This window comes from Methylobacter sp. S3L5C, assembly GCF_022788635.1.
In the GTDB taxonomy this organism is placed as follows: Bacteria; Pseudomonadota; Gammaproteobacteria; order Methylococcales; family Methylomonadaceae; genus Methylobacter_C.
Genome location: NZ_CP076024.1, coordinates 269,614 through 294,195 on the forward strand (window position 1 = coordinate 269,614; position 24,582 = coordinate 294,195).

The following is a 24,582-nucleotide window of genomic DNA, read 5'->3' on the forward strand; positions in this document are numbered from 1 at the left end:
GATTGACTAAAAACATTGGATTATATACTGTCTGGTGTTTTAGTTACAGATAAAAACACCCAATATTGGTATATTTAACTCTAAAACGAGCCAATGTTCAGGCTGTTATTAACAAAACATGGCAATAGAGAAGTTAACCCAGGCAGGTGCCCAAAATAAAATTGATCATTAAAACTGATGTGGTAAACCTCAAAAATACACCACGGCAAGTTAACATCAATTAGTCCTGCACCCGCTTCAATGCCAACAATGCCAGCACCAAAACAGTCAAACTGGGAATAAATGCCATTAATGGAGGACTCAAGTCATAAATCAAGCCAATATGCCCTACAATTTTATCGATAATATTAAACCCCATGCCGATGACAACACCTATCATCATTCTTTCACCAACACTAACACCTCGTTTAACACCGATCACAAAAGGCGCAGATAACAATAACATAACCAGGGTAACCAAAGGATTAACTACGCGTCCCCAAAAAGCCAGCTCAAAAACATGGGATTTTTGATGGTTTTTCTTTAAATAGTTTACATAACTGAACAAATCAATTATCGATAAATTATTGGGCTTAACCACGACAATTTTTAATAAATCAGGCGCAATTGATGACTTCCAGAGTTGGTTATCTTGGGCACTGATGCCCATTTGTTGTGTTGAAATTTCTGATGTTTTGGTATTCTTCAGGCTCCATTGCTGCTTACCCAAATAAACCGCTTGGTCAGCATGCATAGTCTGATGCAAGTGCTGTTGATCGTTCAATTCGTAAATACTAATATCTGCCAAATTACCGTTATCCACTATTTGCCGAACATTAATAAACTTTTTGTCCTCACGTAACCAAAGTCCATACTTGGCATTCATGATAACCTGCTCATTACGGGAAGAAATCCTGACCATTTGCGCCATTTGTTGAGTGACCGGAGCAACAAATTCACCGATAAGTATTGAAATAACAACCAATACCGCCCCAGCCAGCATAACGGCCCTAATAATGCCGAACACCGATAATCCGGCAGCTCGCATGGCAATCAACTCACGATTATTACCCATCGCTCCCAAAATGAACAAACTGCCCAATAATGCAGATGCTGGAACCAATTCATAAAAAACACTAGGCGAAGTCAGCGCAAGATAATAAAAAATTTGTTTTAAGCCATAACCATTACCCAAGTCCTTTAGCTCATCACTAAAAGTGAATAAATTAAACAGGGTCAATAACAATAACAGCGCAACAAATGAGCCTTTTAGAATTTCTCTGACAATATAACCAGTTAAAACACGCACTTAAGATACCCTTCCTCTAACTTTCATTACCAGCCACTGCCAGCCATACAATCTTGCCAATAAGAAACTACCAATCAATAATAATAATACATTAACACCCAAACCACCCAACCATGCAGGGATAGTCTCACTCATCACCCAGCTTTGACTGACACGCACAAGATTTCCATAACTAAAATAGATTAAAAAGCCTGCAAACATATTTCCATACACACCACTGCGAGGTGAAATTTGGGCTAACGGCACAGCAACAAAACTTAATAGCATCGCTCCCAAAGGAATGGAAAAACGACGTTGTAATTCAGCTACATATAACATCACATCGGAGCCCCAGAGCAAATCGGCAGAGAGTGCTTGCCTGTTGACTGCAGCCACGGATACTTTTTCTTCTATTCTTACGGCATACTCTACAAACTGTTCAATCACATAATTTAAGGTGCCTGGTTGCCCTTGTACTTGCTCGCCATTCTCAAAAATTATATATTTTCCGTCAGGCAAGTCTTTTAATCGGGCTGATTCAGCATTAATAATAGCTACGTTGGTATTATTTCTATTCTGCACAAAAACATTATGCATCTTTTTATCGTCGCTAATTTTTTCCACATAAAAAACCAGATCACCCTGGCTATACTCACTAAATTTTCCGGCAGCAACACCTCGCAGATCAGCCGAATCTTGACCTTGTTGCATTAACTTGTCTACCTGAGATTCTGCCCATGGCGAAACATATAAAGATAAGCCAACAGACAGCACGCTTAATGGAAAAACCAACAAAAACACAGCCCGATAAATAGTTCCTGCACCACCGCCAGCTGACGCGACCGCTGCCATTTCCTGATCACGGTACATTCTGCCCATCACCATTAACACCGCCATAAATAGTGCAACCGGTAAGAATTCAATACTGGCTACAATGGTTTTTAGCCCCAGAATACTCAACAAAGTTTCATTTGACACCTGCCCGGCAATAGCATCATCAAGAACCCTGATAAATTTTCGACTGACAATAATCACCACAATTACCGTTAAAACAGACAGTAATGTTTTCATTAAGTCTTGGACAATCATTTTATCCAGAACAGTAACCAATTTACGATGTTCTGTTTTATAACCTTTTGGCCAATCTGCTTCCAAGTCTGTCTCCCTAATCAAAGTGAATAGCTTTATATCCCAGATAATATCCAAGAATTAATAGTCCCAAGTAGCGCAGGATTTTTGTTTATTTACAACGACTGAAAAGATGCAGAAGTTACGTAGCCATGGATGGCGGAGTTAGAATCGAGCCCGGAACAGCGATCGAGGGCACCAACAATAAAGTCATTAAGAAACGCAAGAGCAGTTATCGAGCCGAAATTAGACGAGTAGCTGACCACATAATTATTTTAACAACGCAATAAATGGATAAAAATACCAGTAAGCCGGGAATATTATTCGTAGAAAACCACCTCAATACTTTAGCCTGAAATAATCGCCTGTTAAAAATTTTACCACAACAGCGACAAATACAGGCCTTTTCATCACACACAACAATCCTTGTGTAAGCTGAGCCAATTCGACTTAAAAGTATGCGCATGATAACTTTAAATATCGATCCAGAACGATGTCAAGACTAATGCCCGCCGGTAAGTGGCACAAATCTGACACCAAGAATCTTTCGGGTTTCAATTTCACCCTCGGCTTTTTTTCTACCACCATCAGCTCTTGATAACGATAAGGCAGACCAACCGGTATGATAAGACGTGCGCCTTCACCCAATTGATCAATCAAAGGTTGGGGAATATGCGACGCGGCAGCGGTAACAATAATGCCATCATAGGGGGCGTGTTCCGCCCAACCAAAGTAGCCGTCACCCTGACGAATATCAATATTATTATATCCAAGTTTATTAAGGCGTCTGCCTGATGTTGTCACCAGATCTTCAATTATTTCCATGGAATAAACCTGCTGTACCAACTGAGACAATATGGCCGTTTGATAACCGGAACCGGTACCTATTTCCAGAATGACATAAGAGGATTTAGTGTTCAATAAATCGCTCATTAAAGCAACCATATAAGGCTGGGAAATTGTTTGTTCTGAACCAATAGGTATCGGACTGTAATACTGCTACCGCAAATATAAAAAACAAAGTCAGAGGCTTAAACATGCCTCGTTTCTTGGCACCATCAGCAAAGGAAAGGGTTTTGGTCGGCGTTTGACTGCCCTTGGCTGGCTCTTACGTTTTTGTTTTCCAATGGCCGTTGATGCCATCGCTTTTAATAATTCACGCAAGGCGCTTATGAGTTGGTTCCCTGTCAAGCCTACCATCTGCTTGGCGGCTTGAATGACCAGTTGCACTGCTGACCTGAAACTCAGTTGGCGGGGTATCTTCTCATGCAGGCTGGCTGCCTGTGCCAAATTGCCACGAATGATGTTGTATGCCAATAAGTGGATAGCTATCTCCTTGCTTACCATGTCAGGTTTTTTGCACCGTAATATTTCCATGCCCATATTGGTTTTGATGGAACGAAAATCCAGCTCAATTTTCCAGCGCTGTTTATAAAGCATAGCCAGCTCTTGCTTATGAAAGCCCTTTGCATTCAGTAAGGTGGTCAAATAGATTCTGCCGTTTACCGCAAACTCTCGGACGGTAATCGATTCCGGCAAGTCGCTATAGTCCTGCTTGGACACCCACACCGGTTTCCGTTTGGGTTTCGTCCAGTCAATCAAATGATCTCTTGCACCCAGGTAGACACCCAAGCTGAAATCTACTTTTTTCCGGGCATGTAGTGGAAATAGCACAGGAATTCCACGAGCCTGCAAGAGCGCAATAATGGCGAAGGTACAGTAATAGCGGTCTGCCATCAGCAAGTCTCCAGCTGACAAGCTGCCAAACAGTTGACTGAGTAACGATGTTTCGCCAGTTCCCTTGCCTTAATAGGCTCCCAAGCTATAGTCGAGCACGGTTCCTGCAGCCAAAGAAATCAACACAACCATGCGAGCAATCGGAAAGCCCAAGCCAGGCTTTTGACTATCCAGCTGAGGAAAGTCTGCCTGATTCTCTGGTGTATCTGGCATTTGCACCGTTGCTCCATCAGTAAGGACAACGTTATAACCCTTCCATCGCCACGCGGCCAGAGACTGGTTATGAAGACGCAAACCAGCAGCTGTGGTGGCTGCTCTGAGTTCCTTTAGTGGTAAGCGTTGCGGGCTTTACAGTAAGGTCCCGTGTTAACCGTATTGGCTGATTGTCCATCGACGATACGATCAATCAATACGCCTGCCACTGCCTGTTTACAGGAACGGTCATCACTTAATACTTGGAAAATGAAAGCTTTAAGCGTGACTAAGGGCAAGAACACCGAGGAGCGTTTATGCGGGGTATTGGCGATAATGTTGGTAATGCTGTCGGCTGAAAAAAATCCTCAACACCTAGTCCTTGGGATTGCAAAAATGACTTTTTGAAGCGGTCAATTTGCTGCTGAATACGGTTTTTTTTAATAGCTGGCATGGTTAAGTTATTGATCAGACTTTGTAATACTCAAAATTCTACCAGAATAGTGCTTGATCTTTATCTTATTATTTGCGTATCTAACTGTAACTTATAGATTAATTACATTTGCGGTAGCAGTATTAGGGCATAAGGAGTCATGGCTATCCGTGTTTTCAGAGGTAGATCGCTATTTTAACCTTATCAAGGCCAAATTCTATATCGACTATTTAGGAAAGATGTCTATTAAATGTGAAGTACCGCATGGAATAACCGATATTGACAACAGGAGTGCCAGCGACGGATAGAGGAAGTCTTTGCGTTGCCGGACAAAATAGATCAGCGTTAAAGGAATGCAATAAAAGGCAAGAAGCAGTTAGCAGATCTGAACCAACATGCAGCCAAAGTAAGATAGAACTCCACGACAGACAATAACCGTGAGGAATGAGATCTTTAATACCAAAAAAGTCAATTAAGGGTTGCATTTTTGGGTCAAATTACCAGCCATTATTAATGGCTGGTTTACGATAAAAGTGTTATGGTGATTTTTCTATAACAAAAAGTGTAAGAGGTAATGTCGTGAAAAAACTTGTTAAGCTAATCGCAATTTTGGCACTCGTTTCTTTAAGTCAGATCAGTGTAGCAGGTGATCCGGTTGAAAAGAAATCTGAAATGAAAATGGATCATGCCATGGGCACTATGGATGAATCAAAAATGATGGAACATTTAAAAATTAGACAGGAAGAGATGCTTAAGATGCATGACCTTTCCAATAAAATTCTTGCAGAAACCGATCCAAACAAAAAACAGGCATTAAAAGATCAGCAGCTTGAGTTGATTAAAGCTGAGCATATTCAAATGATGAGTATGCATCATCCAAAAATGATGAAAATGGATAAATAAAGTAAAAATAATCCTGAGACATCAGGTTTATTTATTAAAAATACTTGAACGGTTGTATAACTCGATGTTCAAGTTTTTAAACTCTTTACCGTCTTATTTTTGGCAAATCATCCAGCAGCACGGTACTGTAGCGAAGCAGTCGGTTCCAGTCGGCCTAAATCTCTACCAACCATATGCTTACCGGAAGGCATTAACTGAAAAACATCGTCAACAAGTACAGCCAATTCTTTAAGTTTCTCTGCTGGATTCTGGTGCTCCAGCAATGTTTTGATAAATTCAATCAGCACATCCATTTGAGACTTTCTTTGCAGGCTGCCTACGGTATACGCGGGCAGTTTGTTTTCTATACGGGCCGTCTGCTCTGGGTGAAGGAGAAGGCAATGATCAAACAACAGACTCAGAATCAGGCCACGGCTTGATCCCTCTTCATCCAATTGTTTGGCCTCACGCCCCCATCCTTCATAAAGCTTCCAGTCCTCAAAGAAAACCTCTACAAGCCACCTCAACGTGTAGGCTTGAATAATATCCATGGTACGCCACGTCATATCGGTGGCCACTAAATAGCGGTAATCGCTTTCGCCTTCATATTTCACGGCAACAACCAAGCGTTTTTTACCCTGCGCAAGTACTTTTAATCGCGCACTACTCACGGTCGCTTTAACCTGTTCACCGCCACGCACCTGCAAAGTCACCTCTATGCCTTTGTTGATGGTATTGAAATAGGCCTTCAAATTCCTTTTCTTGCTTTTATATTCAATGATCTGGTTCTCGCGTAACTGGCTGATAACCTGGTTAATATCAAATATCCGTGAAGCGGTATCCATAAAACCCGCTTCGCCGTACAAGGCATCAGCCAACACGGGTTTGATTTTGATATCGCCATGGGCATCCTTAAAAGCTTGCAGTAGTCGTAAAGCAAGCTGCGTTTTTGTTGGATATCGACTATCGCGCACAGGCTGAACAGGGCGATCTTTTTTCGCCATGCCCGCTTTTTTCAAGCGTTTATCTTCCTTACTCCATGCCGTTAGCGCCGGATCGGGTCGGTAAAAAGCAAAGCCTACCGGAAGCGTGACCGTCTGCATCACCAGCAATAATAAAACCACCGTCTGTCCGTTGACATAGCCCCCTGAAACCTTGTGTTTTTGCTTATGAACGCCATAAATTCGCTTAGTTCGCTTTGAGCGTGCCCGATCCGATTCATCAAGAACCAGTACGCCTTCTGTAATCCCGTGCCGCTTTAAAACCAATGCACACTCGCCAAAAGCAAATAATCCCAGGCTACTTTTGCTTCGCGAAACATCCACGAAAGCGCGGCGATCTTGCGTTCTCCCAAGCTCGCACGCTCGAATTTCGCCCAGCATACCGAATTGGTCAGCAATATTCCCGTCAAACAAAATCCCAACCAAATCTCTTGTAGTGGCGTCAGTTTAGCCGTGGGCTTTAGCTTTCCCAAAGCCGCATCTAAATCAGTGATAAACGATTTTATAAAGTGTGCCGGTTCGGACATCAACATGGTGTTGAAATACGCTCAATTCTAACACTGATTGGCTTACCCGTTTTCCTGCTGTTTTTCTAAGCTTAAAAACTTGAACATCGAGTATAACGAAAATTAATAATGGTCAGGTTACGATTGCTGTCATATTGTAACCTGGCTTTTTATAAAGGTTTTGCACTCTCGTACATCCCTGTTAACGCGAAATTTTAAAATCAAGTAAAGTTCACCGTTTTAAAGTATGCAGAAATACCTTCAATCTACTGTTTTCAGATTGTATTTTCGTACCCGGTAGCGCAGTGTTTCTCGTGTTGCACTCAGTGCTCTCGCAGCGGCAGTCAGATTATTATCAGCTCGTTCCAACGTAGTTTTAATGATAAATCGATCCATATCATCCAGCGCCATACTGCCATCCAAAGGCAAATAAATACCTTGCCCACTCGATTTTGCCTGAGATTGGGTATCTTTTTGATCCCGATCATTTGATTCTGTCCGGGATTGCTGCCCAGGTAATTGTAACCATTGCCCTGGAAATGTGGTGCCATCAGCAAATAATACACAACGCTCAATAACATTGCGCAGTTCCCTGACATTACCCGGCCAGAAATGCGCTTTAAGTTTTTTCCAGACATCATCAGGAATATCTTTTACTTGTCGTCCGGCTTTGGCATTGTATTCGGCAACAAAGAGTGGCACCAGCTCATCAAGATCTTCAACTGCTTCACGTAGCGGCGGTAAAATGACCTTAAATACGCTCAAACGATGATATAAATCGGCACGAAAACTACCATCCTGTGCCATTTTTTCCAAATCACGATTACTGGCAGCGACAATCTGGACATCAACACTGATCTCTTTTTCCCCTCCCAAACGCCGTACTTTATGATCTTCAATAGCCTTAAGCAGCTTGGCTTGTAAATCCAGCGGCATTTCACCAATTTCATCCATGAATAAGGTGCCGCCGTCTGCCTGTTCCAACAAGCCCCGGTGCCGTCCTGACGCACCGGTAAAGGCACCCGGTTCATGCCCAAATAATTCGGATTCCAGTAATTCGCGTGGTAATGCGGCACAATTAACTTCAATCATGGGTTGTTGGGCGCGAGGACCACCATAATGCAGAATACGTGCGGTTAAACCTTTCCCGGTACCGCTTTCTCCACCGATAATCAGGGCGCTAAAGGGTACTTGTGTCAGTTTTGCCAATAATTGCCGAATATCTTGTGCTTGCCGGCTATGACCGATATAAGCTTCCGGTGAGTAGCGTCTATGTCCTTGCTTGGTTTGATCAATAACACGACGTTGTATTGAGGCACTGCGAGTCGCGCTGGTAACAACCAGGTCAAGACGCTCCAGATCACAAGGTTTTTCGAGAAAATCATAAGCACCCAAACGCAGCGCTCTTACCGAATCAGGAACACTGCCGTAGCCGGTCAAAAATAGCCATTCGGCGTAATTGACATGTTTTTTTACCGCTTCCATAAAATCCAGAGCGTTACCATCCGGCAAATTCATGTCGGATAGAATCAATAGCGGTTCTATACGATCTTTAAGTAGCAAGGTCTTCGCTTCAGCTAAAGTACTGGCCCATACCACATCCCAGCCTTGTGCGCGGTAGTGGCGTGATAATTCTGAACCCAGCAGCTTTTCATCTTCAATGATGAGCAAGGTTTCTATCATGATTTTTCTCCAGGAAAGCATTCTTTTGGTACCAATACCTTGACACAAGCGCCATGAGGTTGTTGATTGTTTAGCTTGATCGTGCCACCGATGTCTTTGATAAAACGTTGTACCATAGCCAATCCCAGGCCTGTGCCGCGTGGACGACTGGTGCGGAACGGTCGTATGCCGTAGTTAAGCATATCGTCAGAAAAGCCGGGGCCATTGTCAAATACATCAATGCGTAAGCCTTGAGGTTCAGTATAAGCTTTTATGCTAATTAAGCCCGAACTGCCCTCCAGGGCATCGGCTGCATTTAATATTAAATTTAACAAAGCCTGACGGATGCCGCTTTCGGGCAGATGCACTGGCAATGTATCGGGGGTATCGCTGTTCAGTGTGATGGCTTCTGCGATTTGATAGCGTGTCAGGGCCAGTAAATCCCGAATGAGTATTGCCATATCAAAATCGGTTGCTGTCTCAGGCGAATGACGGCTTTGATCCAGCATCTCGTTTAACAGACGTGCCAAGCGCTTTAGCTCGCTACTAATCAGATCCATTCGCTCACACTGGTATTCATCATCAATTTCACGACGTAAATTAGTAAAAGCCATTTGAATGCCGGCCAATGGGTTACGAATTTCGTGTGCCAACTCGGCAGCAACTTCTCCAATTGCCGCCAAACGTTCTGCTCTGGCTAAGCTATATTGCTGCTCCAGCAGGGCTTGTGTGGCTAATCTGACTTCTCGTTGCAATGATTGGGCATACAAGCGTTTGGCTTCTTCGAGATCGGCAAGATGCATAACCAAAGCGTTATAGCTGTTAAAAACCGGAAACAGCAAAGGGTCGAGGTGATCTGTGGTAATCGGTATATAGTTTTCTTCCGTCAATCGTTCCAATAATTGCCTCAAGTCATTAAGCGGATGCAATATTCTATAGTGTAAAAATAACATGGCTCCCAATAAAATTAAGGTGAAGGTGACTAATGCAATATACAGTTCGGTTTGGGTATCAAAAGTAATATCCTCCAGTAATTTTTCCCGTCGTAAGGCTTCTTCACCGAGTGTCTGACTCATTATTTCAAGAGCCTGTATCAGCCGCGCATTTTTATCTAACTTGTCCAGTTTGTTTATATTGGTCAGGAGGCTACTGACAGTTTCCAGACTTTTTCTGGTCGAGGGTAATAAATAACGATTATCATCGATTAGTGCCTGCATTTCACTCAGGGTTTTAGTTAAAATAACCGGGTGAGAATCGGGGATAGTCTCGGTCACATAACCAATCAAGGATTGCTGTAAACCTACCGACACATTTTGAATGCGGTGGGAGTAGTTTACATAGGATAAAACGGTTTCAAAGTGATGCAGGTTTCGCCAGATCATGCCGCCAAGAATCGCAAGAGCCAATAACAACAGGCCAAAAAATGCCAAGGCACGAATTTTTGCCGGCCGGTAGAAAATTGAGGTCATGGCATCCCTTTTGAGTCGTTAAACTGGTTTGGTTGTGGAGACAGGCCGCCGCCGGTGTTGATGGGCAGAAATATAAGCAAGCCATTAGCCGTTTAGCGGATGGAAATTGTCGGGCGGATTACATCTAAAAAACTTTTTGTTGGGATATCTGGAAGCCTTGTTTACAGATAAAGCTTTTTAAAATTAGTCGCCTGTTTTGAAAAATTATCATTACTTTGTATCAAAGCATCTAGTTCGGCGGTTAGTAAGGCGTTGATTTTAAATTGACGTACAACATTTAAATCCTGTGATTTTTTTACCATACCAGCAGCTCCGTCGTCATAGCCTTGTAAAAAAAGACTTATTGATAAGCACAGGTATCCATAACTTTTTTTCTCGTCCAAAGTTGTTAACTCAACTCCCTTGCCGGGAGCAATTTCAAAATGCCAGGCATCTTCATTTTCCGCTTCGGCCATAAGGGCTTTATCTTCCAGCCACTCAATTGCTTGTTTTTGATAGCTTAACGCCTGACTTAAATATTCAAGACGCCAGTAAATTTTGGCACTTTCAAGTGCGGATAGTGGGTATTGCTTATTTCTTGAGTATTCCCCAATGGCCTGGTCGTAATTTTTTTCTTTAAAGTAAATGGTACCCAGATTATTTCGATATTTGGCTGTTGGTGACAGGTTTATTGCTCGCAAAGATTCAACTTTGGCAGCTTCGTAATTCCCTAACTGGTCATAAAGTAAAGCCAAATTATAATAGGCATCAGACAGTCGCCAATTTTGTCTGATGGCAGCATTATAATGTTGCATGGCTTTATCTACCTGATTATTGGCGACATAAAACTGCCCCAAAAATAAATTAACATGGGCATCGTTGGGGTCTTGTTGATAAAGAATATCGATGGTGTCTTTAAACTCTGGTTGGGCTAATGTTTGTCCAATCTTGGCTATTTTCAAGCTCCATGCGGCTTGCTTGTTTTGTGGATTATTTTTTAATTCAGCTTCAAAAATTCGTTGAGCATCGCGATAACGACCTATATTTAAAGCATTATCACCTTCAACGATTAACTGTCTGGCAGACGTAGGTGCTTTGGCTATGTCATAGTGATTGGCTATCCAGCCACCGCCAATTAACATTGTGATTAAGGCAACGATAAGTCCCAGTTTCTTTATAAAATTCCAGCAATCAGCTAAAAAATTCATGATCTTATCCTGACCGGAAATGATATGTCCTGTAAATTATGCATTAGGATTCGTCATGGCTTTTTATTTTTACAGGTTATTGCAAGCATTAAATTCGCCGTATAATCAACAAGATAGCTTATTTCTAAGGTTAGGTTCTGTTATAAATGGCTCTATTAACAGTCCTTGAAGAGGACACAAGTAAAGACCTTATATTTTTCATCGTTTTTCCAAGAGGGCATTATAATACGAAGTGGCCGCAAGTATGGCATGCCATGCGACTCTCATCAAAGGAATGATAGTGGAAATTGAAAGCCAGGAGTTTTATCAAACGGGGATGGCTGGTTTATTAATGGCTAATTCCTTTGTCAGTCAATTTTTTTCCCAATAGGCACATGACAAAATAAACAGCCTCCTAGGTTCTGTTGACGTTTTGTCTAAAAAGTTAATCTATATTTTTCAATTAGATAAATTAAATAACGATTTTCTTAATCGTAATTCAGGCAAGAATTACGATTAGTTACAAGCCATAAATGGCATCCTATCATCTGGATGCCAGCATTTAGTAACGACATGTCGATAACCCATTGATTTATTCTTTTTGAAACGTCAACAGAGCCTGGCAATCAGGGTCAACAGCATGGACAGTGTCAGGCGTTTAAACCTAATGATGATGGTGCAAAACCGGCTTTGTTATCGTAAGAGAACAGGTATGATCAGTGCTGCCGAGTTCAATTTGTAGAGTACAGTGATGAACGGAATGCTGTTCTTCAAGTGTCCTTACACAATCATCAATAAAGGCATCGCCAGGGTGGCCGTTGGGCATGACCAGATGCACCGTTAGCGCATTTTCGGTGGTACTTAAACCCCAAATATGTAGATCATGAATGTCTGTTACCCCTTCCAATTGGTATAAGTAATCGTTTACTGCAGTTACATCAATATTTGCCGGTACTGCATTCATGGCCAGTTTCACCGATTCACGAAACAAGCCCCAGGTACCAATCACGATAACGATTACGATAACCAAGCTAATAGCCGGATCAAGCCAATACCATTCGGTGTAAAGCATAGCGATACCCGCAAGTACTACAGCGAGTGATACTGCTGTATCTGCCGCCATATGCAGGTAGGCACTGCGAATGTTTAAGTCGCCTTTACTGCCTTTCATTAACAGTAACGCAGACAGGCCATTGACGACAATGCCAACGGCGGCCACTACGGATATGGTAAGTCCGGCTATAACAGGGGGTTGTGAAAAGCGTTCAATAGCTTCCCAGGCAATGGCACCCGAGGCTACCAACAGCAACATCGCGTTGGCAAGTGCGGCCAGAATTGATGTACTGCGCAGTCCATAGGTGAAGCGTTCGCTGGGTTTTTTACGCGTCAAAATAATAGCGCTCCAAGACAACAGCAGACCCAACACATCTGAGGTGTTGTGTCCTGCATCAGCTATGAGCGCAGTTGAATTAGTGAGAAATCCATAGCCAAATTCAACGGCAACAAACAGTAGATTTAGAACAACGGTGATCGCAAAAATCGGTCCATAGTTTTTGGGGACAGGGTGGTGATGTTTTTCAGAATGATTGTGGTTGTGATGATCGGCCATTATTATTTCCCTATGCCAACAAAAAATAACTTGTTAACACGGTTAACTTCTTGTGAAATTTAATTGACGACAATCATATCTTAATTTGGCAGTTAAGTAAGCTGATACCCCTATTTTGAACTGGAATCAGTCAATCAATGTTCATGAAAGATACTGCAGACGGCTACTATTTGCGTTTTTTGACAGCGTTTTCCAGAAGGGAGAGGGCGTCAAAACCGTAATCTGTGTCCATTTTTATTATAATTATGGCTGGAATATGGACCTGATTGGCAGGAGAATCTTGCCAATCAGGGCTCTAGCTATTCATTTTTTTTCGTGCTTTTCGTGCTTTTCGTGTCTTTCGTGGGCTATAGCTTTTATTGAATATGGCTAACATCAGTTATTAATCAAGCCCAGCAACCCTTTCAGTAATGCCAGAGGTGTAGGCGGGCAGCCGGCTATGGTCATATCGACAGGTATAACATTGGCTACTGCGCCGCAACTGGCGTAAGAAACGCCAAATTCACCACCGCAAGCGGCACAATCACCAACGGCAATAACCCATTTTGGATTTGGTGTTGCTTCATAAGTTCGTAGCAATGCTGTTTGCATGTGCCGCGACACAGGACCGGTCACCAATAACACATCGGCATGCCTTGGCGAGGCGACAAAATGAATACCAAAACGCTCAATATCATAAAACGGATTATTAAGCGCATGGATTTCCAGTTCGCAACCATTACAGGAACCGGCGTCGACCGCTCTTATGGCAATGCTGCCGGAAAAACTTTTGTCAATGTGACGTTTAATTTGTATACCCAGCTGTTCCAGTTCATCGTCCTTGGGAGCTTTGTACTTTTCAGTGACAACACCGGTTGTCAGGATTTTTTTAATAAGTTGCAGCACACAGCCTCCTATAAATCGTTGCCTGAATAAGAGCCATTCAGGGATTTGTTGCAAACAGGAAAATCCGGCACAATATTATTGAGCACCAGTTTTTCTAAAGCAGGCCAGTTTAAGGTGCTGGGGTCGCGTGGATAAAAACGGGTGATTTTGTTATCGGTATCGAAACGAATATGAGTGACGATTTCTCCGCGCCAACCTTCAACGATTCCCAAGCCTTCACTGCCAGCTTTTGGTGGCTGCCATTCGGTGAGTATTTTACCCTCCGCAGGTTGTGCTATAACAAGTTGCGCTATAAATTGTTCAATAAGTTTTAACGAGGACAGAATTTCCTTGTATCTGACCCAGAATCTTGAGGCAATATCGCCTTGGTTTTCCACCGCAACTTTAAAAACGACTTGATCGTAAGGTGAATAGGGCGAATCTCTGCGGACATCAAAATTTTGCCCGCTGGCACGGCCAACATAACCCAGCGTACCAAAAGCGGCAGCGATTTCCGGTAACAGATAACCCGCCGTGTAAATCCTGTCTTCCAGGGATGAGTTAAGGTCTACCGCAGGCATGATTTCTGACAGCTCAATTCTTAGTTGACTGATTTCCAGGGAAACCAAGGCACAGGAGTCTAACGATAAATCACTGATGACGCCGCCCGGAACAATTCTGTCCATTAACAAGCGGTGGCCAAAGACGGTTGCATTGGTGCGTAACCATAATTCACGCAAACGGGTGAATTGCATTTGGGCAAAAACAAAAGCGACATCATTACAAATCCCACCCATATCACCTAAATGATTGGCTATCCTTTCGCGCTCTGCCAAAATACCGCGTATTAAGGCGGCCCGTGGTGGGATTTGAATATCTGCAGCTTGCTCCATTGCCATGCAGGCTGCCCAGCAATGGCATACCGTGGTATCGCCAGAAACTCGACCGGCTAAACGAGCCAAAGACTCAGGTGTCCGGTCTTCTGCAATTTTTTCAATACCTTTATGGGTATAACCCAAGCGTTCTTCCAGATTTAATATCAGTTCACCTACGGCCTGAAAGCGAAAGTGTCCGGGTTCAATAATACCGGCATGAACGGGACCAACGGGAATTTCATATACCCCCGCACCGTAGGATTTAACAAAAGGATAATCCATATCGGGCGGGGTAACAGCTTGTGGCTCGCCTTGAACAGGAAAGTCTTTGCGCAAGGGATAACTACCCTCAGCCCAAGCTTTATGTTGCGTCCAGCGTCGATTATCAGGATGGCCGATAAAGTTAATGCCAAACATGTCTTGAGTATGACGTTCACTGCGATTAGCGGCTGGATAAACGGTTGCTTGTGAGGGTAATTCAGGGCTCTCGTTATTGACGTGGGTACGTAACAATAAATAAGTCCCTTCTTTTTCAAAGCAGGTATTGACGATAAATAGTGTCTCGGCATGTTCTGCCCAACCGGCTACCCAACGCAGGTTTTGTTCAATTGCGTGCTGACTGAACTGTTGCCAGTGCTTGCTTTCAATGTTCCACAGCACGGCATTATTGTTTTTGATATCTTCGTCTGGTTGTCCGGCAGTCGTTAAATGTCGATTCATCAGTGTCGGAACGATAAAAAATTCTGCGTTATTGAGTTGGTTTAAAAAATCTGTCGCCCAGTTTGATGAACTCATAACGGTGTACTCCCCGAGATTAACAAGGTTGCCTGTGAAAACCAGTTGGCCAGAAACTCCGGAATAGCCAGACCTAGCCACAATACCAAACCTAAATGAATGATCACCGGCCATAAGTTGGCTTTAACGGGGTTTTGGTCTTCGGGTTTGTCACCATAAACCATGGGTTGTACATGTCTGAACAGTCCGGCAAAGGCGATGCCGATACCTAACAACAAGAATGGTGCCAGCCAGGGATAGCTATGCATGGTGGCCAGCAAAACCAGAAATTCACTGGTAAATACGCCAAAAGGCGGGAACCCGGCAATGGCCAGTGTGCCTATCAACAACCCCCAGCCTACGCGGGGTTGGGTTTTTATCAAGCCTCGTATTTTATCCATGCTTTGAGTGCCGGTAATTTGCGCAGCATGACCTACGGTGACAAAAATAGCCGATTTTGTCAGTGAATGTACAGTCATGTGTAGTAATGCGGCAAAAGTTGCCATGGGGCCGCCGACCCCAAAGGCAAAAGTCATCATCCCCATGTGTTCAATGGATGAATAGCTGAATAATCGTTTAATGTCTTTCTGGCGATGCAGAAACAAGGCGCCAACAAGAAAAGACAATAAGCCAAAGCCCATCATTAAATAACCGGCCATGTTGTTATGGGTTGCACCATCCACCAGCATCTTGTTGCGTACAACGGCATATAAGGCGTCATTTAACAATAGGCCGGATAATACTGCCGACATGGGGGTAGGGCCTTCGGAATGGGCATCAGGTAACCAGTTATGTAAAGGAACCAGGCCGATTTTTGTACCATAGCCAACCAGTAAAAAAACAAAGGCAATTTGAAGTATCTCCGGATTTAATTGCGTGGCATTTTCATAAAGTACTGACCACAGTAAGGCATTTTCACCATCGCCGATCTGAACTGCCGCGTAATAAAGCAAAATGGTACCAAACAGGGCTTGCGCAATACCTACGCCACAAAGAATAAAGTATTTCCAGGCGGCCTCAATAGATTCAGGAGTGCGGTATAAGCTGACCAATAGCACGGTCGCGAGGGTCGCACCTTCCATGGCTACCCACATAATACCCATGTTGTTGGTGGTTAATACCATATACATGGCCAGCATAAAACCCTGATACATCGAGTAATAAAGCTTTAACCGGTTGTCAGTCAGCTTACCCAGTTCCTTTTCATGCGCCATATAAGATGACGAAAAAATAGACGTGGTCAGTCCGACAAAAGCGGTTAGGGCAATCAAATAGACATTAAAAGGATCAATTAAAAAGGCCTTGTTGGGAGATAAAATAGTACCTTGGTTAAGTACATTAATCGCCAGCCAGATAGATGCCAGCAAACAGATGCCGTTTAACCAGACATTGATTTTACCCATGTCCGTTTTATGACCAACAATAGCAAAAAAAATAATTCCGACAAAAGGGATAAATAATACAAGATAAGCAGCGATCATTTATCCACCTCGTTTAAGCGGTTTAACAAGTCGACATCCAGTGAGTCGATGCTGGTACGTATATGTAAGAAAAAAATACCGAACAGCACGGCTGCCACTAATACGTCAAATGCGACACCCAATTCGACTACCATCGGCATACCTTTGGTAGCAACGATAGCGGCAAAAAACAACCCGTTTTCTATCGACATGAAGCCCACCACATGGGCAACTGCCTGACGATGGGAAATCATTAGCAGCATACCCAACAATACTACTGAAAGGCTGACTGCCAGTGCATTGAGCATGACCGGTGAGGTAGTTGGTACGATAGGATGTAAAATATAATAACTAAATACCATCAAGCTTGCTCCGCCCAGCATTACCATGGTCTTGTTTTTTAATGCCTGAATACTTCGTTGTGCATTCATGTGCATAACTTCGCGTCTTAACATCCACGGGATAAAAATAACTTTTAGCAGCAAGGTTAGTGCAGCAGAAATATACAAGTGATGACTGTCCAAACTATAGCCCGCCAACACGGTGGTGATGGTTAACAGAAAGCCTTGTAACGCAAAGACAAAAATCAGCCGCAGCAACCTGCTTTGCCCCAGCATGAGAAAAGAGGTGAGTCCTACCAATGCCGCCATTGATAAAATGGCTTGTGTATAAAAATCGGTTTGTTCAATATGCATTAGCGTGCAGCCTCCAAAATGATGTGACTCAACATACCCAGCAAGCCTAATAAGTAGGCAAAGCTAAGATATTCCTGGACTCGAAATAAGCGCATTTTGGCAAATAAAGTCTCGGCTATCGCCAGAACTATCGCTAACAAAGCGAGCTTGCCTGTAATTGCCAGTAAGCCGTAGCCTAATGCTTCAGCACTAAAGGTTTCGGCGATGCCCCACGGAAAAAAGATATTGGCAATCAATACGCCATAAAGCATTAGTTTAAGCTGACTGGCCCATTCAATTAGCGCCAGATGCCGGCCACTGTATTCAAGAATCATGGCTTCATGAATCATGGTCAATTCCAGATGCGTAGCCGGATTATCAACAGGAATGCGTCCGGTTTCAGCGATGGCAACCAAAAGCAGGGCAGGCAGAGCAAACACAAAGGAAGGTCTTAGCACCATACCTTCGTTGATGACATGTGCAATGGCACCGGATAAATTTGTTGTGGAAGCGGTCATGGTCAGCGTAAAAACTGCCATCAACATGGCGGGTTCTGCCAACGAAGAGATGGTCATTTCCCTGGACGACCCCATGCCACCAAATGCAGTCCCCATATCCAGTCCCGCCAAGGCCAGGAAAAACCGGGCAAAGGCAAAAAAACCTACCATGACGATCACGTCAGCGCTGGCCGAAGTAGGTAGATCAACAGCGATTAATGGTACTACCGTTGCCGCCAGAACGGTGGCGGAGAAGACAATGTAAGGTGTGGCTATAAATAGCCAAGACGCCTGTTTTGAAACTACCGGTTGTTTATGCGTTAATTTGAGCAAATCCCGATAAGGCTGTAATAAAGAGGGCGCTTTGCGATTTTGCAAATGACATTTGCACCACTTCAGCCAACCGGCCAATAACGGCGCCATGGCGACAAATAACGCGGTTTGTAAAATGGCGATTAACCAATTCATTGTATTTCTCCAAACAGTAGAGAGGTTTGGGCTGTAGAGTATGCTGTATTTATACGCATTAGCTAATTACCCATAACAGAAGCAGTAACGTTGCAAACGAATAACTCAGGTAGGTTCGTATATTGCCGGTTTGAATACGTCCAACCTGCTTGGCCAGTTTATTGACTCCTCGTGCTATCGGGTGGTAAAAAAGCGGCCAGCTATGATCTTCAATCTGCAGTTTGTAATGGACTGCTGCAACATCCAGATTCATGGCGCCTTGCATGTCTTTGTTAATTTGTTCGTCGACAAGCCAGACTCTGGCAAAGATTCGCCGTAAAGGCATAGTAAAGGCACTGGAGGTATATTGCATGCGAGGTGTTAACCCACCAAAGCCACAATCCCAGGTTTCAGCCTTGCGTATTACTGTTAAAGGATTGCGCCGTAAATACCAATAACAGATGCCGGCGGCAATGAGCGCTCCTATTAGTACCAGTGGCGCAGAATAGGATGCTTGCTCGGGAGAAACCGGAGCCAGCCACAACCAATCCAAAGCAGAATCATTCGGTAAGGTTTGTCCCAACAGTTGACCTGAAACAGTATTAATTAGCTGAATGATCACGTTCGGGAAAATCCCGATAAAAAAGCACAAACCGGCCAATAAAGCAGGACCTGCCAACATGCCTTTATAGGGTGTTTCATGGGCATTTTCACTGTTTTCTGATCGTGATTGGCCCAGAAATATCAGCCCAAACACTTTGACAAAACAAGCGGCTGCCAAAGCTGATGTCAGCGCCAAGGCAGCCGCTGCAACAGGAATTAAACTGCGCAAGACGCCATTTTCCAGGACATCAACCTGTAATGCAGTTTGAAAAGCCAGCCATTCGGAAACAAAGCCGTTAAACAAAGGTAACGAAGAAATACTCATGCAGCCGACCAAAAACAACAAACTGGTTTGCGGCATTTTTTTAATCAGGCCACCCATCATATCGATATTTAATTCATGGGTCTGGTGTTGAATGATACCCGCCCCCAAGAATAGTAAATTTTTGAACAAGGCATGATTGAAGGCATGCAGTAAAGCGGCCAGAAAACCTAATGCCGCTAGTTGCGAATGACCATTTGCCATAAAAATCATGGCCAAGCCCAATACCATAAAAATAATACCGATATTTTCAACTGAACTGTAAGCCAACAGGCGTTTTAAATTGGGTTGCATCATGGCATAGAGGATGCCGCCCAGCGCTGAAAGAGTTCCCAGAGCCAGCAACGCTACGCCCCATTCCCAGTGAATATCACCGAGTAAATCAAAAATAAAACGGATCAAACCATACAGTGCCACTTTAAGCATTACGCCGCTCATTAAGGCTGAAATATGTGAAGGTGCTGCCGGGTGCGCTTCCGGTAACCAAATATGCACAGGAACTATGCCGGCTTTCATGCCAAAACCCAATAGCGCCAATACGAAAGCAATACTTGCCCACGTTACTGACAATTTGGATTCCCGTAAGGCATCAAAAGTAAAGCCGTCAGAAAAACTGGCCAGTACGCCAAAGCCTAAAATAATCGACAACGCGCCAACCTCAGCCATCAATAAGTATAGAAACGCGGCGCGGCGATTGGCAGGATTTTCATGTTGAAAGGCCACCAGAAAATAGCTTGCTACCGACATTAGCTCCCAAGCAATCATAAACATAAAAGCATCATCGGCTAACAGCACCAACAACATCCCGGCAACAAACAAACCGGTAAACAAACCCAGAACGGCAAAAGGGTGCTCTTTTTCTTTATAGCTACTGACATAACCGGGTCCGTAGAGACTCACTGCACAGACGGCAATGCCTATAATCAAAAAAAAGAAACCGGATAAGGCATCAAAACGGACATGCCACGGCAGCCAGGGTAAGCCTAAAGCAATCAGGTCGGTAATAACTCCGTTACTGATCAGCACCGCTAAACCGGCTATGACGGCAAACAGACCTGAAAAACCCAATAAAACAAAGACTGCTTGTCTTAAAAAAGCCGGGTAATGCTGTTCTTCAAGACTTTTATTAACCCAATCCCGACACTTTACATTACCGTTAAAGAATTTGTTAACACTGTACTGGCTTATTGCCAACAGGATTTGTCGCTGATTCATCATCAGTGCCAACAAACCGGAAGCAAAGCTTAAAAGTACCGCACAATACGCTGATAAAAGGATCATGAAATTCTCACTGTCTGAAATTTAAAACTATTTGGGGCGAAATATAAGGATGTAAGGTTAAAGATTGGTTTTTAGGCCTCCATTTATAATCTTGCACCTAAATCTTATTTCCTGTCATCTGCCGTCATGATTCGTGCAGCCAGAGCATGATTTGAAAAGGTTTCCAAAGCATTGCCTACTTGCTTGCAGCATCCGCCCTGCGCTTCATAGCTTTGTTGGAAATGATTAATAAACCCCATAACAGTATGATCAATCAGATAACCGTTGGTAAAATCGAAAATAAGTGTCTTACCGGGTTCGAGCTTGGCAAGTGCCTTTTTTAACGGTAAGAAATTTGAAAACAGGGCAGAACCCAATAATGTGATAACTAGCGTATCGTTATTTTGTTGTTGAATGGTAAAGTTAATCTTGAACAGATTGCCAAGCCAAACACCTCGTACGACATCAAGACCAAGCTTTGTAACAATACCCAAGGCGACACCGATTAACAAATCAGTCGTCAGTACCCCGATAATGGTAATAACAAATAAAAATAACTGATCTTTACCTACATCCCTTACGCTGGCGAATGTTTTCGGCGAGGCTAAACGATAACCGGTATAAACCAGTAATGCGGCTAATGAAGCCATGGGAATACTCTGGATAAGGCCGACAAACAAGACGACAAAGAGTAATAACAACAGGCTATGAAAAAAATTGGCCCAAGTGGTTTTTGCCCCGTTATGGACATTCTCCGAGCTACGTATGATTTCAGCTATCATCGGTAAGCCACCCATTAAACCGGCGACCAGATTGCCAATTCCAATTGCTGTTAAATCACGATCAAGATCGGAAGAACGCTTATATGGATCCAGCTTGTCAACCGCTGTCGCAACCAGTAAGCTCTCAAGACTACCGATTAAACTGATACTCAGAACGGCCCCCCAAAAAGCTGGGGTGGTAATTTTTGAAAAATCAGGAAAATAAAAGCTTTCCAGAAAATTATCGGGAATGTCGACCAGGTAGTTTGAGCCGTTAATAGTTGTAAATTTAAAATCAAAATGCCAGGCGAATACAATACCTACCAGCACGACGATAACCGGAGCAGGAATCCTGACTCCGACTAACGGCCAAATGATCAGGATGAGCAAGCTTAAAAAACTAATGAGCACACAGTCCATATTGGTAATAGCCAAACTATGCGGAATTTGTGCAATGATTGAGAACAAATTGCCTGCTTCCGGTGTGACTCCCAGCATAACGTGGGTTTGTGTAGCGATAATAATAATGCCAATCGCAGCGAGCATGCCATGAACGACCGACGTGGGGAAAAAGGAACTTAGTTGCCCCAGTTTGTATATGCCCATTACAATCTGCAAAACACTGGCAATAACAATTGCCGCCAGCGTGTAACGATAACCGGCAAGCGCATCGCCTTCACCCAGTATTTGCACTGCCGCCAAAACTACTACGATCAAGCCGGCAGCTGGTCCATTAATAGTCAGGTAAGAACCGCCAATACGCGAGACTAAAAGCCCTCCTATTATTGCGGTAATAATCCCTGCCGATGGTGGGACCCCTGAAGCCACTGATACACCAAGACACAGTGGTAAAGCGATAAGAAAAACCAGGAATCCTGACAGTAAATCACTGCGCCAGTTTTCTTTTAAGCCTGCCAGTCCAGTTTGGGGGATAGCTGAAAGGGATGCTTTATGCATAAAAATCCTTGTTTATTGTAATATTGTAGGTTTGTAAATGGTTATTAAGCGCCTACTATACCACTTTAGCCTTGACAGCGACTTCGATTAATGTTTGAAATAAATTCATGAGCTATGTCAGGCTCTCCCGGCAAGTCGCTACTATGCTGATTCAATCGCCATTTGACTGACAGTGCAGTAGCTTGAAAATGGTATTTAGTGCCTGAACGAAAAAGCCACTTTTCAAAAAAACCAGCTCAACATCCGGAAATATTTTTTGGAAAAATCTTTCCGGAGTGGAACAAACGACTTATTTTCTGATTTACCATCAGTTTTTCAGAATTATTTCTAATAATCACAAATTATAAGCGCACCTTTCCTGTGGATAACCTGTTGGCTGTTCTCAAAAAAGCGTCAGGCAGCTAGTTTTTGTTGCTCGTTAACAAGCCTTAGCCGTTCCATGTCGCGTTTAATTGTGCCGAGCTTTTGAATGTTACGCGATAACACGGCTAAGCCAACATAACGCTCGAAGGCTTCAATGCCATGATCAAGGCACTTATCCAGCCCATGTACTTCTAACGCATTAATAGCCGATTCTACGGCGGAATGTTGCTTTTTTGCCTGTTTAAATTCCGCGGTGTATTCACGATTCTGGTCGGCTTTGGATAGCTTGCCTTTTTTGGGTAAAACGACTTGCTCAAGGAGGGCTTTCAGGTCGGTTTGATTGGCCGGACTGTGGAAACCTTTGTCAAAGCTACAGGCGTTAAAACTTGGGAATTTTACTTGAGTCGCTTTAACCATCGGCACGGCGACTTTGTCGTCGGTAGTCTTTTGCATGACTTGACTGTGCAATATAAAGCCCTGATGGTCTTCCATGATACAGACCCGCAAGCCCAGTTCAACCGGGACTCCGGCTTTGCCTTTGCTGATCCATTCGGTGTGGGTCTGGAACAGGGAAAAGACTTTTTCATCATGGGGAATGGTTTCTCCTTGAATAGCGCGACGTCTAATCTGCTCGATTTGACGTTCGGCATGCAGGCTAAAAGTGCTCAGATCGGTAAGCAACACTTCTGGTATGTGAAAGTGATTTTTTAACGTCAACATACTGGCTTTAGTGCGCTCAAGATAAAACCCTGCCAAATCAATATAGTCCTGGTAGGCCTGTTTGATCTCAAGTGCTTTGGCGGCCTTGATAGCGTCATTTTTTGACGTGGAATGTTTGAGTTTTTGCAGCGTGCGATACCGCCTTTTAAATTTAGACAGGTTGTGCTTATGCAATCGCCATTCAGGCAAGGCATGTTGCAAGCTCCATTTGACGCACGTCCGAATCAGAATCCGGATCGCATCATGCAGTAAACTGATATCGGTTGGAAAATGCACGTTGGTTTTTAACACAAAAGAATCGCAACGGCCTCTGATCAGCGCATGAATATCCAGATCCAGTAATTGATAGCCGGCTCGAATAACTTCAGTACTAATACGCGCCATGATCGCTGGCGTAAACAGCTTGAGATTGTCTTTCAAGGTTTGCAGGCGATAGCGTTTGTCGGCATCAAAGCAACCAAGACCGAGCATTTCACGTAGGGTGTTATGCTGATTGGCCAACTCCAGAATGCGATCATAGTCTGTATTCAGTCCTACGCGTAGCGATCCTAACACCAAAATCGACCATTGATTCATACCGGGGCGGCCTTTGTCGATGGCAACGATTTTTGTCACTTCGGCGTCAATTTTAGTAGGCACCACATCCTCCAGTATTTTAAAAACAGCATCCCTTAATGGCTGAGTCGTATAAATGTGTTGCAAGCCCAGCAAGATGATCGGAATGTCATCACGGGAGGAAACATCTATTTTGATATCAGCAATATCGCGTTGACCGATGCTCATTTGTGGAGAAAATACCTTTCTCATCGGGAGTTTTCCAACGAGAATTTGAAAGCTGAGGCGCTTATCCGGGAGGTAGCTTTTGCCAAGCCCTTTTCGATGAAAATAATAATCATAATTATCAGCAAGTTACTTAAATTCAGCATTTTATACGCCAATAGGCTGTTATTTGA

General features: G+C 43.5%; 17 protein-coding genes and 1 pseudogene. 1 reads left to right on the top strand and 17 read right to left on the bottom strand.

Annotated elements, in window-relative coordinates:
- Window positions 1-220 precede the first annotated feature (220 nt).
- The 4 genes and pseudogenes from lptG to KKZ03_RS21935 form a co-directional block, all read right to left on the bottom strand.
- Window positions 221-1,288, bottom strand: coding sequence for an LPS export ABC transporter permease LptG (lptG, locus tag KKZ03_RS01295; RefSeq protein ID WP_243219524.1), 1,068 nt, complete (start codon window positions 1,286-1,288; stop codon window positions 221-223).
- Window positions 1,289-2,422, bottom strand: coding sequence for an LPS export ABC transporter permease LptF (lptF, locus tag KKZ03_RS01300; protein ID WP_371744788.1), 1,134 nt, complete (start codon window positions 2,420-2,422; stop codon window positions 1,289-1,291).
- A gap of 423 nt (window positions 2,423-2,845) precedes the next feature.
- On the bottom strand, window positions 2,846-3,328 hold the full coding sequence (locus KKZ03_RS01305) for a protein-L-isoaspartate O-methyltransferase (protein WP_243219525.1): 483 nt from the start codon (window positions 3,326-3,328) through the stop codon (window positions 2,846-2,848).
- A 90-nt stretch (window positions 3,329-3,418) separates the two neighbouring features.
- Window positions 3,419-4,778 (bottom strand): annotated as a pseudogene (locus tag KKZ03_RS21935) (IS4 family transposase).
- Between the two features lie 558 nt (window positions 4,779-5,336).
- Between KKZ03_RS21935 and KKZ03_RS01325 the strand changes: the two are divergent.
- Complete coding sequence (locus tag KKZ03_RS01325; protein WP_243219535.1) at window positions 5,337-5,660, top strand: hypothetical protein; 324 nt, start codon at window positions 5,337-5,339, stop codon at window positions 5,658-5,660.
- A 107-nt stretch (window positions 5,661-5,767) separates the two neighbouring features.
- Here the strand turns inward: KKZ03_RS01325 and KKZ03_RS01330 are convergent, their stop codons facing one another.
- From KKZ03_RS01330 to KKZ03_RS01390, 13 genes are all read right to left on the bottom strand, one after another.
- Window positions 5,768-7,054 carry a transposase gene (locus tag KKZ03_RS01330; protein ID WP_243219537.1) on the bottom strand — a complete coding sequence of 429 codons (1,287 nt, stop codon included), beginning with the start codon at window positions 7,052-7,054 and terminating at the stop codon, window positions 5,768-5,770.
- A 353-nt stretch (window positions 7,055-7,407) separates the two neighbouring features.
- Complete coding sequence (locus tag KKZ03_RS01335) at window positions 7,408-8,829, bottom strand: sigma-54 dependent transcriptional regulator (RefSeq protein ID WP_243219538.1); 1,422 nt, start codon at window positions 8,827-8,829, stop codon at window positions 7,408-7,410.
- The gene (locus KKZ03_RS01340; RefSeq protein ID WP_243219540.1) at window positions 8,826-10,277 is read right to left on the bottom strand and encodes a sensor histidine kinase; all 1,452 of its coding nucleotides are present in this window, start codon (window positions 10,275-10,277) and stop codon (window positions 8,826-8,828) included. Before KKZ03_RS01340 ends, KKZ03_RS01335 begins: the two co-directional genes overlap by 4 nt.
- 161 nt (window positions 10,278-10,438) lie before the next feature.
- On the bottom strand, window positions 10,439-11,464 hold the full coding sequence (locus KKZ03_RS01345) for a lipopolysaccharide assembly protein LapB (protein ID WP_243219541.1): 1,026 nt from the start codon (window positions 11,462-11,464) through the stop codon (window positions 10,439-10,441).
- Window positions 11,465-12,107: 643 nt separating this feature from the next.
- A complete protein-coding gene (locus tag KKZ03_RS01350) occupies window positions 12,108-13,052 on the bottom strand; it encodes a cation diffusion facilitator family transporter (protein ID WP_243219542.1) in 945 nt (314 codons plus the stop codon).
- A gap of 375 nt (window positions 13,053-13,427) precedes the next feature.
- Entirely contained in the window at window positions 13,428-13,937 is a 510-nt protein-coding gene (locus tag KKZ03_RS01355) for an NADH-quinone oxidoreductase subunit B family protein (RefSeq protein WP_243219543.1), read from the bottom strand.
- 8 nt (window positions 13,938-13,945) lie between these two features.
- Window positions 13,946-15,586 carry an NADH-quinone oxidoreductase subunit C gene (locus tag KKZ03_RS01360; protein ID WP_243219544.1) on the bottom strand — a complete coding sequence of 547 codons (1,641 nt, stop codon included), beginning with the start codon at window positions 15,584-15,586 and terminating at the stop codon, window positions 13,946-13,948.
- Window positions 15,583-17,046 (bottom strand): hydrogenase 4 subunit F, encoded by a 1,464-nt coding sequence (locus KKZ03_RS01365; RefSeq protein WP_243219554.1) that lies wholly within the window; start codon window positions 17,044-17,046, stop codon window positions 15,583-15,585. Before KKZ03_RS01365 ends, KKZ03_RS01360 begins: the two co-directional genes overlap by 4 nt.
- The gene (locus KKZ03_RS01370; protein ID WP_243219556.1) at window positions 17,043-17,720 is read right to left on the bottom strand and encodes a formate hydrogenlyase; all 678 of its coding nucleotides are present in this window, start codon (window positions 17,718-17,720) and stop codon (window positions 17,043-17,045) included. Before KKZ03_RS01370 ends, KKZ03_RS01365 begins: the two co-directional genes overlap by 4 nt.
- Entirely contained in the window at window positions 17,720-18,664 is a 945-nt protein-coding gene (locus tag KKZ03_RS01375; protein ID WP_243219565.1) for a respiratory chain complex I subunit 1 family protein, read from the bottom strand. Before KKZ03_RS01375 ends, KKZ03_RS01370 begins: the two co-directional genes overlap by 1 nt.
- Before the next feature lie 58 nt (window positions 18,665-18,722).
- Window positions 18,723-20,849: a hydrogenase 4 subunit B gene (gene hyfB, locus KKZ03_RS01380; RefSeq protein WP_243219574.1), complete on the bottom strand. Its 2,127-nt coding sequence runs from the start codon at window positions 20,847-20,849 to the stop codon at window positions 18,723-18,725.
- A 104-nt stretch (window positions 20,850-20,953) separates the two neighbouring features.
- Entirely contained in the window at window positions 20,954-22,546 is a 1,593-nt protein-coding gene (locus KKZ03_RS01385) for a SulP family inorganic anion transporter (RefSeq protein ID WP_243219575.1), read from the bottom strand.
- Between the two features lie 393 nt (window positions 22,547-22,939).
- Entirely contained in the window at window positions 22,940-24,436 is a 1,497-nt protein-coding gene (locus KKZ03_RS01390) for an ISNCY family transposase (RefSeq protein ID WP_243216937.1), read from the bottom strand.
- Window positions 24,437-24,582: the final 146 nt, after the last annotated feature.